The organism is Enterococcus sp. DIV1083b (assembly GCF_051713705.1).
In the GTDB taxonomy this organism is placed as follows: Bacteria; Bacillota; Bacilli; order Lactobacillales; family Enterococcaceae; genus Enterococcus_D; species Enterococcus_D casseliflavus.
Genome location: NZ_JBIOQJ010000001.1, coordinates 2,400,862 through 2,425,000 on the forward strand (window position 1 = coordinate 2,400,862; position 24,139 = coordinate 2,425,000).

A 24,139-nucleotide genomic window follows, 5' to 3' on the forward strand; every position below is an offset into this window, starting at 1 on the left:
GTTTAAATCTACCCTTATTATAGGTCAAAATTAGTCAAAGTCAAGCAAGAGGTCTCGGCAGCTAATCCCTAAGAATTTCTTTGCTTTTTGTGATCCATTGGACGCAAGCCTAGTTTTTATGAATAATAGAAGATGAGGTGAGAAATGTGAAGAAAATCATTGCAGCGCTGGTTTTTACAGCAATTTTTCTTGGCGGCTGCTTCCTTACTTATGACTATTACTATGGTGGAAGTGACTACTATACAGTTATCAACGGTGCGGGGGAACACGATACCGAAGTCAGTGACGAGGGGGTCGTTGAAAACATCTATCATTATACACAAACAGCCTACAGCGCCTCTGGTGACGTCAAAACGGTCAAAATGAATGAACACCGTTCCGCTCCTTTGAAAGAAGGCGCCTATTTGAAACTATTGGTCAATCCAAACAAAGGCGTTATAAGCTGGGAAGAAGTTTCTGAAGAAGACGTTCCTCAAGCGGCTCTTGAAAAGTTGACCCCTCAATAATTGCTGCTATCAAGCAAGCGTCTGTATAAAAGCAGGGCGTCCTCTTTCTAAATGAGGACGCCCTGCTTTTTGTGCTCTATAATTTATGGGCCTGATGAATCAGAATTGATTCTTCAGCCCCATTTTCATTATTGACAAAGAGCCGCTTTTTTGTACTTGTTTTGCCATCGTCTGCTTAGAAACAGCTCTTGTTACATCCGATTAATCACTTCTTCTACATTTTTGATCGTTACGGAAATCGTGCCATCGGGGTTATTGATAAATTCGATCAAATTCGGATCTCGGTAAACATCCAAAGGAACGATCAATTCGATTCCATTCGATAGTTTTAGTTTTTGCTTACCAAATTTTTTCTCCGAGATCTCACGAACATCCCGCATCATCGGTGCTTGATTGACGAATCCTTTTTCAACCACTTCTTCTTGAAATGAAAGCTGAGCAGTAATATTGTCTTTAAAGACTTTTTGCGCCACTTCACTCACATCGATATGACCAGACTCTTCGATCGTATCGTAGACCGCTTCTTTCAAATCGGCAACAACGTTATAGGTGGGTGTTTCAAATTTCTGACCAATTTTTTCGGCTACTTTTTTGATGACTTTGACATTTTCTTCTAAAGATGGGATCGGTTCGGCATCAATGACTTTTGTTGAAAAGTAGGCGTATTTTTCACCTGAAAAGCTATATTTCTTTTCAATCAGTTCAAAGTCTAAGCTCTCCACATCGATCGTGATCCCTTCATCTGCCTTTTGGGTTTTACCTGCTAGTAAGGCACGATGCAAAATCAAATTATTTTCGATCCCAGCCTCCCCATTATCAATAAAATGCGTATAGCCATCTTGATAATTGACCTTCAAAAAAGCCAGCTGCATTCTTGTATCTAATTCATATAAGACGACAAACGCATCCGCACTTGGCGCATCTTCACTTTCCTTGTACGCTTCATACCAGCGTTGCACGATCGCTTCACTGGCTGCGATAAAGTCGTCTGGTGCTTGTTTGACTAATTGAGCGATCGTTGAAGTTTCGAGTAAACGACCTGTTTTGGTTTGCGGTGTAGCAAGTTTCTGTATTTTCTTCGTCAAATAATCACGAATGTATTCCGTTGTTAAATCAAGTTCAACTTGAGAAAAAACTGGATCGCCTGTTTGACGGTCCACAATGTGTAAAATCGCATGTTTCAAATAAATATCCATTGGTTACGCTCCTTATCCATTTGTCTAGTGTACAAAATAAATAGGCGAACTGACAAGAGCGAATCGGCATTTTCCTTCAACATTCGCTTTCTTTTTAAAAGGTGCAATCATTGGAAATTCCTGCCTCGTCTGCTAAACTAGAAGTATCACAGAAAACGGAGGAATGAACATGAACAGCTATACGTTATCAAACAATGTGACCATCCCTGAGCTAGGCTTTGGCACATGGCAAACACCAGACGGCGACGTTGCCGTAGCATCAGTCAAAAAAGCACTAGAAGTAGGTTACCGCCATATTGATACAGCACAAGGCTATAAAAACGAAGCCAGTGTTGGTCAAGCGATCAAAGAAAGCGGCATTCCCCGCGAAGAGCTTTTCTTGACTACAAAATTATGGAATGCGAACCATTCTTATGATCTTGTGATGTCCTCTTTTGAAGAATCTTTAGAAAAATTACAAACAGACTATATCGATCTTTTCTTGATCCATTGGCCAAATCCAGTGGCTTTTCGCGACAATTGGCAAACAGCGAACGCAGAAACATGGCGTGCTTTTGAAGAGTTGTATCAAGCAGGCAAAATCAAAGCGATCGGCGTCAGCAACTTCTTACCACATCATTTTGAAGAATTGAAAAAAACAGCGACTATCTTCCCAATGGTCAATCAAATTTTCCTTGCACCTGGCGAGTTACAAGAAGAAGTCGTGACTTATTGCCAAGAACACGATGTATTGCTTGAAGCATACAGCCCATTAGGTACTGGGAAGATCTTTGATGTACCAGAAATGAAAGCATTAGCTGAAAAGCATCAAAAATCAATCGCTCAAGTTGCATTACGCTGGTCTTTACAACATGGTTTCTTGCCATTACCAAAATCAGTCACACCAAGTCGGATCGAAGAAAACATTCACGTCTTTGATTTTGAGCTATCTGAAGAGGACATGAAAACGATCGATCAATTAGATGGTGTGGTTGGGAAAGCGACCAATCCAGATACGACAGGGTTTTAATTTCACTCTCTATAAAGGAGAAGCCTATGAAAAAAACTGATTTGAATCATCTCTCCCCTGCTGTTCAAAAAGCCTTACATGCTGATTTTGTTTTTCTCGTTTGGCCAGACAAAGTCCAACACTTTCCAGCACGTCAATGGACGACCAGCGACTATCAGCAGATGCTGACCGAGAAACTTACTGGGGAACCACGCTTTTTTCTTTGGGAAAACTACTTAGTCGCAACTGGAGAAAATGACCTTTTGGTCCTGATGCCCAAGTACCATCAAATCAATGATCTAGTAGAAACACCAGCGCCGCTTTTTTAGCAGCGTTGGTGTTTTTTCAGGAAGTATATAAATTTTTTTGTATTTTTTCATGAGAATCACTGTTCTTTTCTGCAAATTTTCCTTATAATCGATAGTGATCGAGAGGAGAAGATTATGAAAAAGAAACAATTAGCAAAATTGAAACAACAATTCCGCCCGTCTTATGAAACAGCTCGACAACAGTTGTTTACAGCGATCGAGCGCAAAACAGCAGATAAGTTTGACCTTCCGACGACTGTGTATATCAATCCTAAAAACCAAGAGGAATTATTGATTGAATTGTTGAAGGAAACGCCAAAAGAACAAAAAATCGCTGTTCCTTTAGATGAGAACTTCAAGATCGTCGTGAAACGAATCCAACGCTTAGAAGCTGGTTTGCTTGATCGTTTCAGCGATAACTTAGTCGATGAGATCGCTGCTTACTGGTTGCCGACCAATCCGCAAGAAAGTGCGGCACCCGCTCCTGCAAAAGAACCAGCGAAAGTGAAGGAAGAATCAGCACCAGCTGAAGCGGCTGCACCGACTACCTCTGCATCAACTAAAGAAGTAGAAAAAGCAACTGAAACAATGGCTGATACTGCTGACGACACAATGACTTTTTCAGCATTTGCTGAAAAAATCGCAGCATTCCCTAAATTTTCTGCCAAACAATCTTCAGGAGAAACGATCGTGATCGAAGCTTCCCCGAAAGAAGATCGTGTTCTAGCAACGATTTCTGAAACAGAAAGTGATACTTTTACCATCGAAACTGCGCTAGAGCGCAAATACAAAGTAAAATTAGAAGTCATTCCATTGATCGAGGCGTATGCCCACACGGCGATTTTGAAACGATAAACAAAAGGTTCTCTAGACAAATGCCTAGAGAACCTTTTTTAATTGCGTATTTCGGTTAAAAATTTACGGGCTTGCTCTTGGTTCATTTGAGTCGCAGCTCGCAGCTTAGCTGCCAGCTGTTCAATCTCGGATCCTTTTGCTCCTACTGAAATGGCTAATGAACGGGCTTGCATGCTCATATGGCCTTGCTGGATACCTTCTGAAACCAATGCCCGCAACGCTGCCAGATTCTGAACCAACCCGACACTTGCCGCCAGCGAAGCCAACTCACTCGCCGTTTCAACACCAGTCAATGCCAACGCCGCTTGGGCTTTTGGCAATACTTTCGTGGCACCCCCGACTGTGGCGATCGCCAACGGTAATGTGATACTACCAATCAAACGGTCTTCTACGATTGTCCAGGAAGTCAACCCTTGCATGCGGCCATTACGGGCAGCATAGCCATGACAAGCGGCAGAAACGGCGCGAGTGTCGTTTCCGGTAGCCAAAATCAGCGCTTCAACGCCATTCATGATCCCTTTGTTATGGGTAGCGGCACGGTATGGATCGATCTTGGCAAAATCAGCTGCATGAACGATTTTTTCGGCAACTTGTCTGCCATTTCCGGTCTTGCTCAATTTGTCAAAAGGCACCGAGCAAGTGGCTGTTACTAACGATTCCGTAGCGAGATTGCTTAAAATACTAAAGAGAATTTCTTCTTCTGGGAACCATTTGCGAAAAAGCTCTGCCACTCCTTCTAAAATCGAATTGATGATATTGGCGCCCATCGCATCTTTGACATCAACCATTAAATCGATCGACACATAAGCGGTTGCTAAGTCAGATTCTGCTGGCGAGAAGTTCCGACCGATCACTCTTCGCAATCCACCGCCGCGTTTCACGATGGAAGGATACGTTTCATTCGCCACTGCAAAGATCGCTGCTTGCTCGGATTCAACTTTTGCCAAAATCGCTTCCGGATCCTGAACATCCATAAAGACGATCTGGCCCCGAAGCAAACGTTCTTGACTGGTCGTTGTAATGGGACCAGTCATTTTTGCTCCATTGCTCATCGCTGCGATCACCGAGGGTTCTTCTGTGGCTAACGGGACATTGTATGCTTTGCCATTCACTTGCAGGTTCAGCCCTACGCCTAACGGGATCTCTACTTCACTGATCTGGTTTTCGATCAAGTGATTAGCAGTTTCCTTGTTTAGTGTCATTTCTTGAAAAACCAAGGATTCTGCTGCTGTGATCGCTCCTTGTGCTTCAAGAAAGGCTAATCGTTCATTAGGCGCGAGGGCGTAGAACTTTTTTTTTTCTGTTTTTTGTGATGCCGACTCTTCATCAAAATTCGTTTGACTTGCTGTCGCCGAAGGATTTTCTAACAGCATCGCTAGCCCTAATCCGCCGCCGACACACAAAGAGGCGATTCCGTAGCGCTCTTGGGTGTCTTTTAGCTGATAAGCGACGGTCGTTGCGATCCGAGCGCCGGTCGCTCCAATGGCATGTCCCAGTGAAATGCCCCCGCCGTAACGGTTGACTTTCTTCGGATCCAAACCAAGTTCACGTTCTACTACGATCGAAGAAGCTGCAAAGGCTTCATTGATCTCAAAAATACCGATATCTTCAATCGTCAGTGCTTGCTTTTTCAGTAACGTATCGATTGCTTTGATCGGTGAGATTCCCATGATCTCTGGGGCAAAGCCAACTTCGACGATCTCTTTGATCACTGCCAGATAAGGAATCTGATGCTCTTCACAATAGCTTTTTGACGCGATCAAGACCATGGCCGCCCCATCATTGATGGTTGAGGCGTTCCCAGCAGTCACCGTACCGTCTTTTTTGAAAACTGTTTTTAATTCAGCTAATTTTTCGACTGTCGTAGCGGCGCGAATGCCTTCGTCCTGTAAAACGGTTCCTGATTTTTCAGTCAACGGCACGATCTCTTGATCAAATTTCTTTGCTGCTTGCGCTTTGGCAGCTTTCATTTGTGAGTGATAGGCAAACTCATCTTGCTCTTTGCGAGTGATCCCGTATCTTTCTGCTACCGTCTCAGCCGTCAGTCCCATTGGCTTGCTACTGAATGCATCTGTTAATCCGTCATGCATCATTGTTGACACCGGAGCTGAATACTGATCTTCCGCCTTGTTATAATAACTAAAGAGCGGCGCATTCGTCATACTTTCAATCCCACCAGTCAATACGACGGATGCCTTGTTCAATTGAATTTGCTCCATCCCCATTAGAATCGCTTTCATTCCCGAACCACATACTTCGTTGATCGTTGAGGCTGGAATATCTGAGGAAAGCCCACTTTGCAAGGAAACTTGGCGTCCTGGATTTTGACCACTGCCAGCTTGTAGCACATTTCCGATAATCACTTGTGCGATATGTTCTTTTGCTTGTTGGTTTCTTGCCAACAAGGCTTTTGCAGCAACTGTTCCTAATTCTACTGCTGAATATTCTTTTAATGACCCATGGTATTTGCCAATTGGCGTTCTTAGTGCGTCGATAATGACAACTTCTTCCACGTACGTCACCTCCTCTTGAAATATATCATTAAATCCTCCAAAAAAGAATACCCCACATTCGGTTGTCGCACCCTTTTCTACTTTCTTTAATAAAGTTTAAATTCTAATCAATTCTTTTTCATTTTTTTCAAAAAATATGATACCTTAGAACGTGTAGCCTACTAAGTATGTAGAACATAAAGGAGCGACGGAATGAACGTTGGTATTGATAAAATAAATTTTTTTGTCCCCCCCTATTTTATAGATATGGTTGATCTAGCTCACGCCCGAGAGGTAGACCCGAATAAATTTACGATCGGGATCGGTCAAGATCAAATGGCGGTCAATAAAAAAACACAAGATATCGTCACCTTTGCCATGCACGCGGCAAAAGATATCCTTTCGAAAGAAGATTTACAAGCAATTGATATGGTGATCGTCGGAACAGAATCTGGCATCGATGAATCAAAAGCTTCGGCAGTGGTTTTGCATCGCCTATTAGGTATCCAGCCATTTGCACGGTCCTTTGAAATCAAAGAGGCGTGTTACGGCGCAACGGCGGGCTTACAATTTGCCAAAGCCCATGTACAAGCCAATCCACAAAGCAAAGTTTTGGTCGTGGCTTCAGATATCGCCCGTTATGGCTTAGCTTCTGGTGGCGAGCCCACTCAAGGTGTGGGCGCTGTTGCTATGTTGATCTCGGCGGATCCAGCAATTTTGCAGCTTGAAAATGATAATTTGATGTTGACGCAAGATATTTATGATTTTTGGCGTCCAGTAGGACATCAATATCCAATGGTAGATGGTCATTTGTCAAATGCCATTTATATCGATTCTTTCAAACAAGTTTGGCAAGCCCATTGCGAAAAAAATCAGCGGACAGCAAAAGATTATGCGGCTTTGAGCTTCCATATCCCTTATACAAAAATGGGTAAAAAAGCCTTGTTGGCTGTTTTTGCCGAAGAAGATGAAACAGAACAAAAACGCCTGATGGCTCGCTATGAAGAATCGATCGTTTACAGCCGTCGTACCGGCAACTTGTATACTGGTTCACTGTATCTGGGCTTGATCTCTTTATTGGAAAATTCCTCTAGCCTGCAAGCAAATGATCGAATCGGATTATTTAGCTACGGATCAGGAGCGGTTGCTGAATTTTTCAGCGGCTTGTTGGTACCTGGCTATGAAAAACAGTTGGCGCAAGCGGCACACCAAGCGTTGCTCGATGACCGTCAAAAGCTAACGATCGCTGAATACGAAGCGATGTTCAATGAGACGATCGATATCGATCAAGATCAATCCTTCGAAGATGATCTGCTTTATAGTATTCGTGAAATCAAAAATACCATTCGTTATTATAAAGAAGAAAACGAATGACCCTGAAAAAAACTTTGCTTCTTTTTTAGCTAAAAAGCTTGAAGGAACAAAGTTTTTTTCTTTCTTTGAAAATGATTGAAACAAAACTTGTTTTCCAAACATTTTCTGCATGTTATTCAAAAATTTTCAGATAATTCAGGAAAAACATTTGACAGTCCGCTTTTTTTTGTCTATACTAAAATCAATTCAAGTTTGGAGGAACTTTTTATGTTAAACACGACCGTATCCCCACAACTGAATACCTTTTACTTTAGCTACTTTAGATAGTTTGTATTCATATCACATTATGGATGCAAACCAAAAACGAGTTTTGTTTGTATCTATGATGGCTAAAGCATTTTAACTTGAACTTGCTGCCATGTAGAAAATCTTCTAAATGGTTGCCAATATACGTTTACGCTTGGTATAGGATCGAATCCATTTAGACGATTGTCTGAATGGATTTTTTTGTTCAGGTAAACCCCCATAAAAAAGAGACGATCATAGGAGGAATTACAATGAAAATGAAAAAATGGATCACGACTGGGTTACTGACAGCTTCCCTACTGGCATTGGCAGCTTGCGGAGAATCAAGCAACACTTCGGAAGAAAACGACGGAACAAAAACAGTCGGTGTCTTACAATTGGTCGAACATGGCTCCTTGAATGCAGCCTACGAAGGATTCAAAGAAGGCTTAGCAGAAGCGGGCTACACAGAAGGTGAAAACCTAACGATCGAATACCAAAATGCGCAAAACAGTCAAGACAATTTAAAAAGTATGAGCGAACGCCTAGTGAATGCCTCACCAGATCTTTTATTAGGCATTGCCACCCCTGCTGCTGTATCTTTAGCAAATGAAACGACCGATACCCCAATCGTAGTTACCGCAGTCACTGACTTAGTTGGAGCGAAATTGGCCGATTCAAATGAAGAACCTGGTCGCAACATCACCGGTACTTCAGACATGGTACCGATTGAGCAACAGATCAACTTGCTGTTAAGCATCGTGCCTGATGCCAAAACGATCGGCATTATGTATAACGCAGGTGAAGCCAATTCAAAAATCCAAGCTGACTTGGCAGAAGAAGCCTTAAAAGCTGCGGGCGTTGATGTAAAAGTATTGACCGCCAATACAACCAATGATGTGCAACAAGTAACCACCAGCCTTGCAAAAGAGGTTGACGGCATTTATGTTCCAACAGATAATACCTTTGCCTCTGCTGCTGCAATCGTCGGCGAAGTGGCCAAAGAAACCAAAACACCGATCGTCGCTGGTTCCGTAGAACAAGTCGATGATGGTGCCCTAGCAACTTACGGTATTGATTATAAATCCCTTGGCATTCAAACAGGGAAACTAGCAGCGAAAATTTTGGATGGCGATGCAGAGCCAGCAACGACGCCCGTTGAAACAGCGGATAATTTAGAGTTAGTCGTCAATGAAGAGATGGCTGCTGCTTTAGGAATTGATCCTGCCAGCATCACTGCACCAGAATAACCATACTAACTTAGATTTGAGGAAATCATATGAATTTAGTCGACACATTCTTGCTCTTACTACAATCTGCCACCTCTCAAGGGATCCTTTGGGCATTGCTGGCGATCGGGGTATTTTTGACCTTCCGAATTTTAGATATCGCTGATTTAACTGCAGAAGGGAGTTTCCCCTTAGGCGCAGGGATCGCAGCAATCAGTATTACGAATGGTCTCTCGCCTATTTTAGCGAGTCTGATGGGCTTTGGCGGCGGCATGGTAGCCGGCTTAGTATCTGGTCTGCTGCACACAAAACTAAAAATCCCTGCCTTATTGGCGGGGATCATCACGATGACTGGACTGTATTCCATCACAAATCGTGTGATGGGTGCTCCCAACATCGCCTTGCTGGGACAAGACACGGTCTTCACCCAATTTCAAGCCATGGGACTGACCAAAAACAATGCCGTGATTCTTGCAGGCTTTCTCTTCGCAGCAATCGTCATTTTGTGCTTGTTCCTCTTTTTCCGTACAGAAATCGGCTTAGCGTTGCGAGCGACGGGCGACAATTTAGCTATGAGCGAGGCCAACGGCATCAACACTGATAACATGAAGATTATCGGCTATATGATCTCTAACGGCTGTATCGCCCTCTCTGGTGCCCTCTTAGCCCAAAACAATGGCTTCGCTGATTTGAACTCAGGGATCGGTACAATCGTGATCGGTTTAGCATCGATCATTATTGCAGAAGTTTTATTTGCCAATAAATCTTTGCTTTTGCGATTGATCACCATCGTGATCGGGGCAATCGTTTATCGCTTTATCTTGGCCGTCGTATTTGAATTCAATGTCGAGGCCAACGATATCAAATTGGCATCTGCAATCGTCTTAGTCATCTGCCTCTCCTTACCGCAGCTTCGTTCAAAACTAGGACTCAAAAAGATGCTGCCAAAAACCAAAGGAGGCCAATCCTAATGACTTCAGTCTTAACAATCGAGAATCTACACCAAATCTTTGAAAAAGGAACGATCAATGAAAACCATGTCTTGCGAGGCATTGACCTGACGATGAATACCGGTGATTTTATTACGATCATCGGTGGGAATGGTGCTGGAAAATCGACCCTCTTAAACAGTATCGCAGGAACGATCCCAACAGAACAAGGAAAAATCACCTTAGATGGGAAAGACATTACTCGTTTATCCGTGACCAAACGGTCAAAAGATATTAGTCGGGTCTTTCAAGATCCACGTATGGGGACCGCGGTTCGTTTGACCGTTGAAGAAAATTTAGCATTGGCTTACAAACGCGGCCAAGTCCGCGGATTTGCAACAGGCGTCAAAGCGAAAAACCGCGCGTTTTTCCAAGAGAAGTTAGCCAGCCTAAACTTAGGCTTAGAAAATCGCCTTTCTGCTGAGATCGGTTTGCTATCAGGCGGACAGCGTCAAGCCATCACCCTCTTGATGGCAACGTTGCAGCCGCCTAAATTGATTTTATTAGATGAACATACCGCGGCCCTTGATCCTAAAACCTCATTGACGGTCATGGCATTGACCGATCAGTTGATTCGGTCCCAACAGTTGACGGCTTTCATGGTCACTCATGACATGGAAGATGCCATTCGTTATGGCAATCGCCTGATCATGCTTCATCAAGGCAAGATCGTCGTAGACATTGCCGGTGAGCAAAAGCAGCATTTGACGGTCCCTGAATTGATGGAAATGTTCCATCAAAATAGTGGTGCTGAGTTGAAAGATGACCAACTGCTCTTACGCTCTTAACAAGCAAAAAAGGCACGTAGAAAGAATCCTCCTTTCTACGTGCCTTTTGCTGTAATCACACTGCTTGCAAAAGCCTTACTTCGCTTCATTTTCTGCAATGATGTCCGTTACCTTCATCAAGCGAGTCAATGTTGCTCGTTCGTCTTCTGCCAGATTGCTTTCGATGTATTGAATGGTTTCTGTCAGCTTGGGAATCGTCATATACTCTAACGCATTGACTCTTCGTCTCGTCCGTTCGATCTCATTGGCCATCAGTTGACAGGTTTTCTCGATCTCGGCCAACTGCAGCATCACTGGTAGCATTTGATCCAGATGGGACAACGAGAGATCCAGCTCACTGGTGGTACTCACAAAACCGTAGGAAAAATCATCATCCGAGCTTTCTTCTTCGTAAACAGGGTTCAACACTGGCACATCCATATTCATGATGGTTCGGCTTTGCACATCTAAGGTCACTTTATTCAAAGGGATCATAAAGGCTTCTTGCAAAACGACATCGGGAATACTACTAGAAGCCAGCACATACTCTTCCATTCCTGCTTGCAATGCGGTCTCCATCTTTTTGCGAAGTTCCTGGTTTTTCTTTACTAGCTGAATGAACTGACGTACTAGCTCATCTTGCTTGTCTTTCAATAATTTGTGACCACGGGTTGCCGTCGTCAGCCGCTTTTTCAAACGACTTAGTTCCATCCGTGTCGGATTGACATTTAAGATCGCCATTAAGAACTCACATCCTCGTCCGTCGGGTAATAGGCGTCGATAAATTCTTCTTTGATACGGCTCAACTCTTGTTTTGGCAAGGTAGCTAATAGCTTCCAGCCCAAATCTAACGTTTCTTCAATCGTCCGATTGGTTTCAAATCCTTGATTGACGTACTCTTTTTCAAAAAGATCAGCAAAGCGCGCGTACTTTTTATCAAGATCAGATAAGGCAGACTCCCCTAAAACGATCGATAGCTCTTTGGCAGCTTTCCCATCGGAATAGGCGGCATAGATTTGATTCATCGTTGCCGCATGATCGGCACGGGTCTTACCTTCTCCCGTTCCTTTGTCCTTCAACCGTGAAAGACTTGGTAAAATATCCACTGGCGGGTTGATATTGCGCTTGTAAAGGTCCCGCGACAAAATAATTTGTCCTTCCGTGATATAGCCGGTCAAATCAGGAATCGGGTGGGTTTTATCGCCATCTGGCATCGTTAAGATCGGTATTTGTGTGACCGATCCTTCTTTGCCCATCAAACGTCCTGCCCGTTCATACAGCGTCGCTAAATTGGTGTATAGATACCCTGGATAGCCGCGACGTCCTGGAACTTCTCGGCGGGCAGCGGAGATTTCTCGCAATGCCTCGCAATAGTTCGTCATATCGGTCATGATCACTAAAACGTGCATGCCTTTTTCAAAAGCCAAATATTCTGCTGCGGTCAATGCCATCTTAGGGGTAGCGATCCGTTCGATTGCTGGATCATTGGCAAGGTTCATAAACAAAACAGAACGATCTAACGCACCGGTTTTGCGGAATTCATCCACGAAAAATTCAGCTTCTTCAAAAGGGATCCCAATTGCTGCGAAGACGATCGCGAAATTGCCTTCTTGGCTAGGTACTGTTGCTTGTCGTGCGATTTGAGCAGCGATCTCTTTATGCGGCAAACCAGACGCAGAAAAGATTGGTAGTTTTTGTCCACGAACTAATGTATTTAAATGATCGATGGTTGAGATCCCCGTTTGGATAAATTCATCTGGGAAGTCTCGTGCCATCGGATTGATGGCTTCACCGTTTACATCGATGCGTTTTTCTGGCAAGATTCTCGGGCCATTATCTTTCGGTTTTCCTAAACCGTCAAACACCCGACCCATCATATCTAGAGAAACCCCTAGGGTCAAACCAGTCCCTAGAAACCTTGCTTTGCTTTCTTCTGCACTCAAATTACTGGTTCCTTCAAAGACTTGGACAACAGCATTGTCATCACTGACTTCCAGTACTTGTCCTTGACGGATCTCGCCTGTGTCCATGCGGACCTCAACGAGTTCGTCGAATTTAACACCTCGAACATTTTCGACCACCATTAAGGGGCCGGCGATTTCGGAAACTGTACGATATTCTTTTAACATCAATGAACACCTCCAGTTTCAATGATTCGTTGTAACATTTCTTTGATGTCATGCTTGATCGTATCCAAGCGGGTCAATTCTTCTTCAGGAATGTATTTGCTGCGGGCGATGCGCTCACGCAGATCAACCGTTCCTTTGGTGATCTCATCTAAGTAAGCACCTAGCTGCAGTGCACGTTGGGCTTGTTCATTAAAGTAAAGAATATTCTCCAACATTTTGAACTGCTTATTACGAGATGTATACGTGTCAACGTCATCAAAGGCGTTTTGCTGCAAGTAGTCTTGTCTTAAAGAACGAGCAGTCATCATCGTCAAGCGGTCTTTTTGGGAAAGAGAATCCATCCCTACCAGCTGAACGATTTCTTCTAATCGGCTTTCCTCTTGGAGAATCGCCATGGATTCATTGACTAGCTCCGACCAGCGATCACCTAATAATTGATCCAAATAAGAATTGATTTGATCCTCATAAAGGGAATAGGAATTCATCCAGTTGATGGATGGAAAATGCCGTTTTTGCGCCAGCATGCTATCCAATGCCCAGAAAACTTTCACGATTCGTAAGGTATTTTGAGTGACCGGTTCTGAGATGTCTCCTCCAGCAGGTGAAACCGCACCAATTGCGGTAATGCTTCCTTCCCGAGGCTGCGTGCCTAATGAATGGAAACGCCCTGCTCGCTCATAGTATTCCGCAATTCGACTTCCAAGGTAAGCCGGATAGCCTTCATCTCCCGGGATCTCTTGCAAGCGCCCACTCATTTCCCGCAGCGCTTCTGCCCAACGTGATGTTGAGTCTGCCATGATGGCAACACTATAGCCCATGTCGCGGTAATATTCCGCGATGGTGATTCCTGTATAGATCGAGGCTTCCCGAGCAGCAACTGGCATATTCGATGTATTGGCGATCAAGACCGTTCGTTCCATGATCGACTTGCCGGTATTCGGATCGATCAACTCAGGAAATTCGTTCATGACATCCCGCATTTCGTTGCCCCGCTCACCGCAGCCGACATAAACCACGATATCCACATCTGACCATTTAGCGATCTGATGCTGAACGACTGTTTTTCCGGCACCAAAAGGTCCAGGAACAGCAGCTGATCCGCCTTTTGCCACTGGAAAATAGGTGTCGATGACTCGCTGTCCAGTGACTAGCGGTTCGCCTGGATTTAATTTAGCAGTAACGGGACGTGGTTGACGAACCGGCCATTTCTGTACCATTGTCAAGGATTTTTCACCCTCGATGGTTTCTAGAACACAGATGACTTCAGTAATCGCAAAATTTCCCACCATGATTTCTTTGACGGTTCCTTCATAGTTTGGTGGCACCATGATCTTATGCTCGATCACCGAAGTTTCTTGTACTGAACCTAAAATATCACCGGCTTGTACAGTATCGCCGACTTGTACTTGTGGGACGAAGGTCCATTTCTTTTGGCGATTCAGTGGATCGATGGTGACCCCCCGCTCCAAAAAATCACTCTCTGTTTGCGACATAAATGTATCTAATGGTCGTTGGATCCCATCAAACATCTGAGTCAACAAACCTGGTGCTAGTTCGACAGACAATGGTGCGCCTGTCGTTTCTACGGGCTCGCCTGGTCCGATCCCCGCTGTTTCTTCGTATACTTGGATCGAAACCAGCCCTTTTTTGATCTCAATGATCTCACCGATAAGGCCCTTGTCACTGACTTTGCAGATTTCGTGGATTTTTGCGCCACTTAATCCTGAGGCGGTGACCAGTGGTCCCGATACTTTTTCAATTGTGCCAAATGCCACATTTATTCCTCCTAGCTGGCTGACTTGTCTGTTATGAATCTAATATATTCATTCCTACCGCTTTTTCCACATTTTGCTGAATGCGTGCCATGCCGATCCCTAAACTACCCGTACTACTTGGAATCGGAATGATCGCTGGTGTCGGTACTTCTTCGTAACGACGAACGATCGGTTCTAATTGTTCGATCAACCGCTCGGTCAAAAAGATCACACCATACGCTTCAGCTATCTCTTCTAATTGTTGGGCGGCTTCATCCAAATCGCTGACTGGAAAGATATCGATCCCCAGCCCTTTGAAAGGCAAGATCGAGTTCTTACCACCCATCATTGCTATTTTTTTATGCATAACTATCACGCACCCGACTTCTTAAAATCTCTTCTGGCACCTTATTGATTTTACCAATCAAGAGAATACGCAAATTCTTGCTTTCAATTTCCTTGGCATACAGATACCCTGCCAATGCTGACGGCCCAAAAGGCACGATTTTTTGTTCTTTGAGCTTCGCCATTAGAAAATTGTCTTTACGTATATCAAAGGTATTCAAGGTCTTCTTTTCTACCAATTCTTCATAACTATGATTGATCAGCTCTTTATAAGGGGTTCCTTGCAAGTATCCCACAAACGCCTCAAGAGAAGTCGTGATTTCTGCTAACAACTCACTTGCAGGTAAATTCCCATGGTCGGCTAAAACTGCGCTGATAAAGCCGCGCTTGCGTTTCATCGCGTAACTGCGCAACGTTGTTGAAATATTGAAGATATCGATTTGACGGCGAATCAAGCTTTGCAGCAACTCGTCTTGGTATTCTTTACCGATCGTCCATAATTGCTCCCAATAATGGTTGTCAAAGATGATATCGATGGACTGGACTTCATGATAGTTCTCAATATAAGAAAAGACTTCTTCCACACAGGCAACCATCTCTTGCGCGACCTGAGTACTTTTTCTGGTCTTGACCAGATCTTTAAGGACGGAAAGTGGCTGGGTGCCGATTGGGACGAGATACGCCGAAAAATCTTCTTGCATATACGCCGCTTTTACTAAAACTTTCAGATTTTGATAGTCATATTTCAAAGCAAAGAAATCAACGATCGCTTTTTCTGGTGTCAACTGATACATCGTTTCGTATACCCGTTTCAACTCAGCCATCAGGACTTGTTCAAAATCGTGTACACGATCATCTTCATTGATGAAGTCACCATAAACCGTTTCTTGCAGCATCCCATAGATTTCCTCTGCGCTGGCAGCTGAGAGCATTCGCTCATAGCGACTACGATCGAATAATTGCGATTCATACGTCCGAATTCTCGTATTCAACGTATTATATTTGATGTCATTCATCTGTTTGCACCTGCTTACTGTTCAAAAATCAATTGCAGTAACGTATTGCTTAACTCTTCTTTGTTGGCTTCTAGTAGCGCATCAAAGGTAAAATTCAACTCAATTGCTTCTTGTCGCAACAAAAAGCCACCCTTGCGAGGGATCGTTTTATTTACCAGTTTCAGCTGAACCTCTGGGACCGATGCTTGCAACTTAGTAAGGAATTCCTCATCTACAAAATGACGGGACTTCTCACCTAAAAGCAACTCGACCTCACCAGTTAACCGTGCATTCGCCAAGCCTTTCGCGATAAACGTATAAAATGCTGCCTGATCCATCGTGTTTAAACGGGTCAAAGCCTCAGAAAACAGCTCATCTAAGACGGACTGCTTTGCTGCCAAGACCTTGTTTCTTGATTGGATATGCACATCTGAGATTTCCAAATACATCGCAGCACGTTTTTCTTTTTCATAAAAAGCTAACCGTTCATTAAGCTCTTTTTCTAACTGTGCTCGTTTTAAATTTTCTTGGTTTTCACTTTCTTTTTGTGCTTCTTTGATTTGAAGCTGGTATTTCTTTTCCGCATCAGCGGTTATTTTGTCAGTTAAACGTGTAATATCAGACATTCACTTTTCCCTCCTCTTAATTCAAGACAAGCAAGAAGGAAATCACGAACCCTAAAATACAATACGTTTCCATCATCGCTACCAAGATAATTCCTTTGGTCACATGTTCTGGTTTTTTTGCTAAAATCTGCATCGCAGCACTTGCGGCACGTCCTTGCCATTTACCGGCGATAATTGCTGTTAACGCGATCGGTAATGAAGCGATAAACAAATACAACCCGCGATCGAATGAGATCGAACCACTGATCTGACCAAAAATCATAAAGGAGATTACAAAGCCGTATAGCCCCTGGGTACTAGAAAGCAATTCCAAAATCAACGCTTGCCCGAATTTCTCTGGCTGCTCTGAGATCAAGCCTGATGCTGCTTCACTGGTCATCCCAACACCGATCGTTGATCCGATACCACCACAAATCGTTGCGGTCGCTACACCTAAAGCTGCAAAAACAATTCCACCATTTTCGTAAAAGAAACTAATCCAATTTTCCATTATTATCCTCCTGTAACTTTTCTTCTGAGATGATCTCTACATAATTTTCATTTGATTTGAACGGGTCAAAGGCACGTCCGCCCCCCGTAAAGAATTTTCCAAAATACTCCAAATACTGCAAGCGAATACCATGAACATACGCACTAAGGTAACTTAAGAAAATATTCAGGCCATGTAGCGCCACAAATAATAAGATACCGACGGTAAACCGGGCTGCTGGCGGCAAGTAGCTAATGATCAAGTTGAAGGCTGAGGCGATACTTCCGCCGGCAACCCCTAACGCCATCAGACGGGTGTAACTGATCAAGTCACCAACATAATTGGTCACATCCATCAATCCGTACAATCCAGAACCGATTTTTCCTGCCAACGTTTTTCCTTCTAAACTGCCTCCGATTGCCACTGCTAAAAGACTGGCAGCGATCATTACGATCCCAATCATTTGTAACGGGGTGTCAGGGAAAAGCAGCATTCCTGCGGCGACAAAAACGACACTGATCAAAAAGACGATCCACGAACCGGCTTGGAACATCGCAGCCAGTTTCTGGTCTTTTTTCTTCCATAAAATATAGAATTTCAGCGCCAAGCCAAACATGATCTGAATGTACCCAAAGATCACGGATAAGACTAAGATCTGATTGACATCATCCTGGGCAGACAACAGTTGGAATGAGAATTCAAATCCAAAGAAGTTGCCATAGATCAAGCCCCAAATAATCGTAGGGATCGAGCACAACTGAAAGAGGGTCAAATTTTGTTCCAGGCCTTTGCTGAGGTGGAACAGCTTTTTCCCCAGGAATGTCGCCAGAAACAAGAGCAACCCATAGCCAAAATCGGCAACCATCATCCCGAATGCCACCATGTAAAAAGGCGCCATAAATGGTGTCGGATCTAACTCGTCATATTGCGGCAAGCTGTACATCCGAACAAGTCCTTCAAAAGGTTTGATCCAACGTGCGTTTTCTAATAAAATCGGCACATCAGCCAGCTCTTTTTCCGTCACTTCTTGGTATTCGAGGTAATAGTTATCCGTGGTCCCTTTTTTGATACGTTTTTCTAATTCGGCCGCCCCATCAACAGGAACCCAGCCAGAAATCGATACCGCATGAGTCGAACGCAAAAGCATTTTACTGCTTTTTAAGCGGGTGATCGCTCCATCTAAATACTCGGCAACGATCCGCAAGGTTTCTTGCTCTTTTGTCATCGCACCAAGAGAAGCTTTGATTTCTTTTTCTTCATCAATTAGACGTTGGGATTTTTCTTTCATCGTTTGCAGATCTTCTTCTGGAATCCCCTCATAAGGGTAGATGTATTGCTCGAAGGCTGCTTTCTTTAGAAGAGTAGTTACTTTTTCTTTTACATCTTTATGGAAAAGTACCAATAAGTAAGTTGTCGTTTGTGATTGATAAATGGTTTCGACATAGACAAGCGGCAGCTTTTCACTGTTGGTCGTAAAGTCAGCCATTTCAGAAGTAGGAATCGATCCTAACAAGCCACCTGATTTTTTTAATTCTTTTAAAACAGCTGGTCGTTCTTTGAAATACTTCCAGATCGACAGTTCTGCTTCTTGTGCTAATACATCGCGTTTTTCTTGATCAATCAAGCGAAGACGTTTGTCTTGTTTACGAAGGGTTTGGCATAATTCTTGCCAAGGATAGGTGTGGGCTGTTTCAGCCAATTCTTGAAGGGTATATTTTTTGATTGGTTGCCGCAGTTGTGCCAGCATTCCTTTTTTGGGTACATATTCTTCTAAAAAATTTAAGCTCCAGTTGACTTGACCAAACTGGTTCTCCATTTCTTCTTCAGACTGTTCCTCGCGAACCGGTGTCAAAACACCCGTCGTTTCTTCAGAATCATAATATTTTTCCGAAGAAAGCAGTTCTACGCCTTGAAAGTCTTGCAGCTGCTCTAAAACAGCTTCTTTCTGATCGTAAAAGGTCAACAGACTGAACTTTTGCATTTTTGCAATTGCCATTTATGTCACAACCTTATTTATTATTATTGCTAATGCTTCTTCTTTCAATTCATTAGGGATCGTTCGCAGTGTTTCCACTTCTGCTTGGGTCTTAGCCAAGAGTGGTTCCTTAGACTGTACCAACTCAGCTGCGATTTTTTGGTTGATTGCTTCTTTTTGTTGGGCTTCTTTTTCTGCCAACTCTTTTTTAAACGCCTTCAACCGTTCTTCTCTTGCTTGTGCCAATTGTTTTTTTTCTGCTTCTGCTTCTTTATTTTTATTTTCCGCAAATTGCTCTGCTTCTTGTAATAATCGAATGGCATCTACTGTCATTTTCTCACCTGCTTTCACTTTTTTTCCGCAAAAAAAACCACTACAAATCAAGCATATGGCATTCGCTGATCGTAGGGTGTCAAAAATCAATAAGTGGCAAATACCTTCACCTATTTCCGTTTTCTAATATAACCGTAACATAAATTTTGCGATAGAACAAGGTTCCTAGCGTTTTTTTATAGTCTTTACATATAAAAGTCACAAAAATTACACATTTTCACAAAAAGAAATCCTTTTCATTTTATTGGGGGTCAAATGATGACAAAAAAGAAAGATTAGAAACAAAATGATGTTTCAAATCTTTCTTTTAGTTTTTTCTCGTCTTTTTCTTAACTTAAATGCTTCTAAAGAAAAGACAAGCATTTAAAATAACAAAGCATCGACCTACTCACGTATAAACGGCATACTCATACAGCGGGGGCCCCCGCGTCCGCGAACCAATTCGCTGCCCGAGATTTCATTCAAAATGACTCCTGCCTCTTTTAACAGCCCATTGGTAATGGTGTTGCGGTCATAGACCACGACTTCTCCAGGTGCAATCGCCAAGGTATTAGACCCATCATTCCATTGCTCTCTAGCTGCCGCTGCTAAATCGTCGCCACCACAGCGGATCAAGTGGACTTCAGGCAAATCTAAATAACGGCAAAGAATGTTTTCCAACGTATCTTTTTCCTCATATACTCGCACACCGTCCTTGTGTTTAGTGATTGAATACAGCGAAAGTTCTCCCTCGATTTCTGGATGGATCGTGAACTTATCATGATCCACCATCGTGAAGACCGTATCTAAATGCATAAATTTTCGTTCCTCGCCGATATTAAATGCCAAGATATGTTCGAAACTCGGTTCTGTGGCAAAAATCGTTTCGGCAATTTTTTCAATTGAGGCAACTTCTGTTCGTTGAGAGATCCCGATCGCCACGATTTTATCAGATAAAATCAGCTGATCGCCGCCTTCCATCCGCGTCGTTTCGTCCCGATGATACAAAAAGTTCGTCTCATTGCGGGCAAACATCGGATGGTGCGTAAAAATTTGTTTTCCGTAGAGGGTTTCCCGTCTTCTCGTTGCAGAATACATTCGATTCAAGGAAACACTGTGACCAATCGTCGCAAACGGATCTCGCGTGAAATATAGGTTTGGCATTGGATCGATCAAGAAAGGATATTCTGTTTCAACGATTGCCGTTAAGTTACTGGCTTTTGAAATTTCTACCTCACTTTTTTTCAAGCCCGCCATCGTATGATCGATAAAGGCGCGATTGTCTTTAATCGACAGGAAAAAGTTGCGCACTTCGTTGCGAATCTCTTCATCAAGGATCGTTGTTTCATTTAAATAGTCTTCTAAAAAGGCCTCTTTGGCACCAGTTGTTGTCAATGTTTCAGCAGCTAGATCCTCCAAATAAAGGACTTCCACCCCTTTGCTTCTTAACGTATCCGCAAAAAAATCATGTTCTTTTTGCGCTTGGGTTAAAAAAGGAATATCATCAAACAACAATCGATCAAGATAATCCGGCATCAAGTTTTCTAATTCTGCGCCTGGACGATGCAGCAGCACCCGTTTTAAAGGGGCAATCTCAGAAAAAATCTGTATTGGCTGGTTCATGAACTTGTCTCTCCTTCTTGGCAATTTTGTTGAATAACTTATGTCATTCATTTTTTTGATTCCTCATCACATAATTATTCATTTCTCTGACTCCTCGTGTTTTTTCTACTCGTGATTCAAAGTTTTTTTGGATCCTATAGTTATAAACATGCATTTCAGCAAAAAGAAACCTCCGATAAAAAAACAACTTTCTAAGAATGTAAATTCTAGATACTTTAATTTACCGCCTTTTTCAATTGTATATTTTTGTTAAAAAAACAGCAAGGCAAAAGAACTGATGGACGATAGTCCTAGCTGTGAAACCAGATTGAATTATTTTTGTTTTTTTGGATCATTTCATGATTTTCAAATGATACCGCTATCAAACAGATAAATATTTGCTATGATTCAAGTATCTTGATGCTAAAGAAACGTCTATAAAGGAGCGATTTGATGAAAACGCAACGTCAACTTTACTATGGTGCCGACTACAATCCTGAACAATGGTCTAAAGAAGTCATTCTTGAAGATATGCGCTTAATGAAAGAAGCAGGTGTGAACTATGTAAGTATCAATATTTTTGGCTGGGTCAATCTGCAGCCAGATGAATCCACCTATGATTTTGGTTTTCTGGACTGGTTGATGGATCTTTTATATGAAAACAATATCATGATCGACCTAGCCAACGGAACGGCTTCGCCTCCCGCTTGGCTTGTTCAAAAACATCCTGAGATGCTGCCTGTGACCATTCATGGCAATCGACTGGTTCATGGGGCGCGCCAGCACTACTGTCCGACTTCCCCTATCTATCGTCAATATGCCACCGATTTGTCGGAAGCAGTCGCAAACCGTTATGCCAATCATCCAGGGCTAGTCATGTGGCATATCAATAATGAATATACCTGTCACATCCACGAGTGTTATTGCGATCATTGTCGGAAAAGATTTCAGACATGGTTAGCAGAGAAATATCAGACCATCGCTGGATTGAATGATGCGTGGTCAACCAAGTTTTGGAGTCAATCCTATGGCAGCTGGGAGGAAATTTTTCTACCTGAAGCGATGCCGACCTTCAAAAATCCTGCGCAGCAGTTAGACTATCGCCGTTTTCTTTCCGACATGAATCTGGAGCTCTATCAACTCGAAAAGGCGGCGATCGCAAAATATTCACAAGGCATCCCTTACATGACCAATCTTATGGGCTTGCACAAATACGTGGATGGGTTTAAATGGGCACCCGAAATGGATGTAGTCAGCTGGAATTCGTACCCGAATCCCTTTGAAAAGATCCCATACCCGCAATTTCTTGCTAACGATCTAACTCGTAGTTTAAAGAAAAAACCTTTTTTGATCATGGAACAAGCCACCAGCGCCGTTAATTGGCGGCAAATCAATGGTGCCAAGACACCCAACCAGCTGCGTCTTTGGAGTTATGAAGCGCTCGCTCATGGTGCTGATGGCATCATGTTCTTCCAATGGCGACAGTCTCGTGGCGGTGCGGAAAAATTCCATAGTGCGATGGTGCCTCATGGAGATCCTCATTCAAGCCGTATCTTTCGTGAATGTGTGCAATTAGGTAACGAATTTTCGCAACTATCCGAAATCGTTGGGACGCGCTTCTTGGCTGATGTCGCGGTTGTCTTTGACTGGGAAAATTGGTGGGCGCTGGAATTGGATGCCAAACCAAGCACCTTAAAGTACATTCATCAGTTACGCAGCCTGTATGCCGCGCTAAGGGCGTTAAATCTGAGCGTAGACTTTGTCCATCCTTCCGAATCCCTAGACGGCTATCCTTTAGTGATTACCCCAAATCTCTATTCAGCACCAGAAGCCTTCGGTAAGAAAATCAATGATTACGTGCGACAAGGCGGCATCTTCTTGACGAATTTCTTTAGTGGGATCGTCAATGAATATGACCAAGTCTATCTTGGGGGCTATCCAGGACTGTTTAGGGACACCTTAGGGATCATTGTAGAAGAGTTTTACCCAATGAAAGCAGCTACCCATCACCAAATTGACTTCCAAGGTCGTCGGTACGACAATTCTCTATGGGAGGAAGTCATTCATCTAAATGGTGCGAAAGCTTTGGCAACCTTCCAATCCGGTTATTTGTCCGATAAGCCAGCCATTACTATGAATCAGATCGACGATGGGTATGCGTATTACGTGGGAACAGAATTGTCTCTTGAAGGGCTAACTACATTTTTAGCAACCATTCTGGAAAATCATAAATTAGCGACTCATGCCCAGCACTTCTTGGCTGCTCCTACTGAGGTCTCCGTTACCTGTCGCAAAGGTGCTGGCTATACACTCGTCTTTTTCTTAAACCATACCGAGCAGACAACCAAAGTGAAGCTGAAAGCCCCTGGAGCAGACCTTCTAACCAAAGAAACCAGACAGTTGGTAGTTCTGAAACCAAAAGAAGTCGCAGTTCTTAAGTATGTTGATTGATCTAAGGAAAAAGAACCTCCATGAAGCGATCGCTTCATGGAGGTTCTTTTATAGACGTTACTAGATTCAGGGAGATTCTTTAGACTAGCGATAGGCATTTTCTAAATAAGAGGCTATCTTTTGTCTTCGCTCTCCATCTCTTTTTTCTGAATAGTGATACTCTGGATTAGTCCAATGGGATTTGTCGTACAACCAAACAGGCATTTTTTTCGCTTCGTCGGTTTCCCATTCATAACGGGGAAACAAATGTGCATGAAGAAAGTTATCAGTATTTCCCAATAGTTCATAATTGATTCTCAATGGAGAACAAGCTTGTATTATAGCATCTCCTAAAAGAGTCATATCAGTTAAGAAAATCTGTCGCTCGCTTAAATCTAGATCATTTAAAGAAGCCACCTCTCTTTTAGGTAATAATACACAATATCCGGGAAGAAATTGGACATTGCCATAAACAGCAAAACTGCCAGACAATTCTTTGATCACCATTGGATTTGTCCCATCTATCGCTGATTTGATTCTATTCTCATACCATTTCAATTTGATCCCCCTCTT

22 protein-coding genes are annotated in these 24,139 nt (G+C 43.1%); 9 read left to right on the plus strand and 13 right to left on the minus strand.

The window, feature by feature from the left end; genetic code table 11:
* The first annotated feature begins 146 nt into the window (after window positions 1–146).
* Entirely contained in the window at window positions 147–506 is a 360-nt protein-coding gene (locus tag IGI69_RS11100; protein WP_438740840.1) for a YxeA family protein, read from the plus strand.
* A 191-nt stretch (window positions 507–697) separates the two neighbouring features.
* Here IGI69_RS11100 and IGI69_RS11105 read toward each other — a convergent pair whose 3' ends face one another.
* Entirely contained in the window at window positions 698–1,702 is a 1,005-nt protein-coding gene (locus IGI69_RS11105) for a nucleoid-associated protein (protein WP_005229284.1), read from the minus strand.
* Window positions 1,703–1,865: 163 nt separating this feature from the next.
* On the opposite strand from IGI69_RS11105, the gene IGI69_RS11110 reads away from it, so the two are divergent.
* From IGI69_RS11110 to IGI69_RS11120, 3 genes are all read left to right on the plus strand, one after another.
* The gene (locus IGI69_RS11110) at window positions 1,866–2,711 is read left to right on the plus strand and encodes an aldo/keto reductase (RefSeq protein ID WP_005229282.1); all 846 of its coding nucleotides are present in this window, start codon (window positions 1,866–1,868) and stop codon (window positions 2,709–2,711) included.
* A 26-nt stretch (window positions 2,712–2,737) separates the two neighbouring features.
* The gene (locus IGI69_RS11115) at window positions 2,738–3,019 is read left to right on the plus strand and encodes a hypothetical protein (protein ID WP_015510084.1); all 282 of its coding nucleotides are present in this window, start codon (window positions 2,738–2,740) and stop codon (window positions 3,017–3,019) included.
* A gap of 114 nt (window positions 3,020–3,133) precedes the next feature.
* The gene (locus tag IGI69_RS11120) at window positions 3,134–3,853 is read left to right on the plus strand and encodes a hypothetical protein (protein ID WP_438740841.1); all 720 of its coding nucleotides are present in this window, start codon (window positions 3,134–3,136) and stop codon (window positions 3,851–3,853) included.
* Between the two features lie 38 nt (window positions 3,854–3,891).
* Here the strand turns inward: IGI69_RS11120 and IGI69_RS11125 are convergent, their stop codons facing one another.
* Window positions 3,892–6,366, minus strand: coding sequence for a hydroxymethylglutaryl-CoA reductase, degradative (locus IGI69_RS11125; RefSeq protein ID WP_438740843.1), 2,475 nt, complete (start codon window positions 6,364–6,366; stop codon window positions 3,892–3,894).
* A 192-nt stretch (window positions 6,367–6,558) separates the two neighbouring features.
* Between IGI69_RS11125 and IGI69_RS11130 the strand changes: the two genes are divergently transcribed.
* From IGI69_RS11130 to IGI69_RS11145, 4 genes are all read left to right on the plus strand, one after another.
* On the plus strand, window positions 6,559–7,719 hold the full coding sequence (locus tag IGI69_RS11130; RefSeq protein WP_438740845.1) for a hydroxymethylglutaryl-CoA synthase: 1,161 nt from the start codon (window positions 6,559–6,561) through the stop codon (window positions 7,717–7,719).
* 497 nt (window positions 7,720–8,216) lie between these two features.
* Window positions 8,217–9,194: an ABC transporter substrate binding protein gene (locus IGI69_RS11135; RefSeq protein ID WP_438740848.1), complete on the plus strand. Its 978-nt coding sequence runs from the start codon at window positions 8,217–8,219 to the stop codon at window positions 9,192–9,194.
* A 29-nt stretch (window positions 9,195–9,223) separates the two neighbouring features.
* A complete protein-coding gene (locus IGI69_RS11140; RefSeq protein WP_005229245.1) occupies window positions 9,224–10,144 on the plus strand; it encodes an ABC transporter permease in 921 nt (306 codons plus the stop codon).
* The gene (locus IGI69_RS11145) at window positions 10,144–10,950 is read left to right on the plus strand and encodes an ABC transporter ATP-binding protein (protein WP_438740850.1); all 807 of its coding nucleotides are present in this window, start codon (window positions 10,144–10,146) and stop codon (window positions 10,948–10,950) included. The genes IGI69_RS11140 and IGI69_RS11145 overlap by 1 nt, the downstream gene beginning before the upstream one ends.
* 75 nt (window positions 10,951–11,025) lie before the next feature.
* On the opposite strand, the gene IGI69_RS11150 is transcribed toward IGI69_RS11145, so the two are convergent.
* The 10 genes from IGI69_RS11150 to arcA form a co-directional block, all read right to left on the minus strand.
* Window positions 11,026–11,670: a V-type ATP synthase subunit D gene (locus tag IGI69_RS11150; RefSeq protein ID WP_005229243.1), complete on the minus strand. Its 645-nt coding sequence runs from the start codon at window positions 11,668–11,670 to the stop codon at window positions 11,026–11,028.
* On the minus strand, window positions 11,670–13,058 hold the full coding sequence (locus IGI69_RS11155; protein ID WP_005237151.1) for a V-type ATP synthase subunit B: 1,389 nt from the start codon (window positions 13,056–13,058) through the stop codon (window positions 11,670–11,672). The genes IGI69_RS11150 and IGI69_RS11155 overlap by 1 nt, the downstream gene beginning before the upstream one ends.
* Window positions 13,058–14,833, minus strand: a complete 1,776-nt coding sequence (locus IGI69_RS11160; RefSeq protein ID WP_438740852.1) for a V-type ATP synthase subunit A — start codon at window positions 14,831–14,833, stop codon at window positions 13,058–13,060. The genes IGI69_RS11155 and IGI69_RS11160 overlap by 1 nt, the downstream gene beginning before the upstream one ends.
* 31 nt (window positions 14,834–14,864) lie before the next feature.
* Complete coding sequence (locus tag IGI69_RS11165) at window positions 14,865–15,179, minus strand: V-type ATP synthase subunit F (protein ID WP_016613063.1); 315 nt, start codon at window positions 15,177–15,179, stop codon at window positions 14,865–14,867.
* Window positions 15,172–16,173 (minus strand): V-type ATP synthase subunit C, encoded by a 1,002-nt coding sequence (locus IGI69_RS11170; protein WP_005229238.1) that lies wholly within the window; start codon window positions 16,171–16,173, stop codon window positions 15,172–15,174. The genes IGI69_RS11165 and IGI69_RS11170 overlap by 8 nt, the downstream gene beginning before the upstream one ends.
* Before the next feature lie 14 nt (window positions 16,174–16,187).
* Entirely contained in the window at window positions 16,188–16,778 is a 591-nt protein-coding gene (locus IGI69_RS11175; protein ID WP_005229237.1) for a V-type ATP synthase subunit E, read from the minus strand.
* A 16-nt stretch (window positions 16,779–16,794) separates the two neighbouring features.
* Window positions 16,795–17,268, minus strand: a complete 474-nt coding sequence (locus tag IGI69_RS11180; RefSeq protein ID WP_005229236.1) for a V-type ATP synthase subunit K — start codon at window positions 17,266–17,268, stop codon at window positions 16,795–16,797.
* Entirely contained in the window at window positions 17,252–19,243 is a 1,992-nt protein-coding gene (locus tag IGI69_RS11185; RefSeq protein ID WP_115232591.1) for a V-type ATP synthase subunit I, read from the minus strand. The genes IGI69_RS11180 and IGI69_RS11185 overlap by 17 nt, the downstream gene beginning before the upstream one ends.
* Complete coding sequence (locus IGI69_RS11190; RefSeq protein ID WP_015510092.1) at window positions 19,244–19,555, minus strand: hypothetical protein; 312 nt, start codon at window positions 19,553–19,555, stop codon at window positions 19,244–19,246.
* A 384-nt stretch (window positions 19,556–19,939) separates the two neighbouring features.
* Window positions 19,940–21,157 carry an arginine deiminase gene (gene arcA, locus IGI69_RS11195; RefSeq protein WP_010749205.1) on the minus strand — a complete coding sequence of 406 codons (1,218 nt, stop codon included), beginning with the start codon at window positions 21,155–21,157 and terminating at the stop codon, window positions 19,940–19,942.
* 432 nt (window positions 21,158–21,589) lie between these two features.
* Here arcA and IGI69_RS11200 point away from each other — a divergent pair, with 432 nt between their 5' ends.
* Window positions 21,590–23,587, plus strand: coding sequence for a beta-galactosidase (locus IGI69_RS11200; RefSeq protein ID WP_438740856.1), 1,998 nt, complete (start codon window positions 21,590–21,592; stop codon window positions 23,585–23,587).
* An 84-nt stretch (window positions 23,588–23,671) separates the two neighbouring features.
* Here IGI69_RS11200 and IGI69_RS11205 read toward each other — a convergent pair whose 3' ends face one another.
* On the minus strand, window positions 23,672–24,124 hold the full coding sequence (locus IGI69_RS11205; protein ID WP_438740858.1) for an HIT family protein: 453 nt from the start codon (window positions 24,122–24,124) through the stop codon (window positions 23,672–23,674).
* Window positions 24,125–24,139 lie beyond the last annotated feature (15 nt).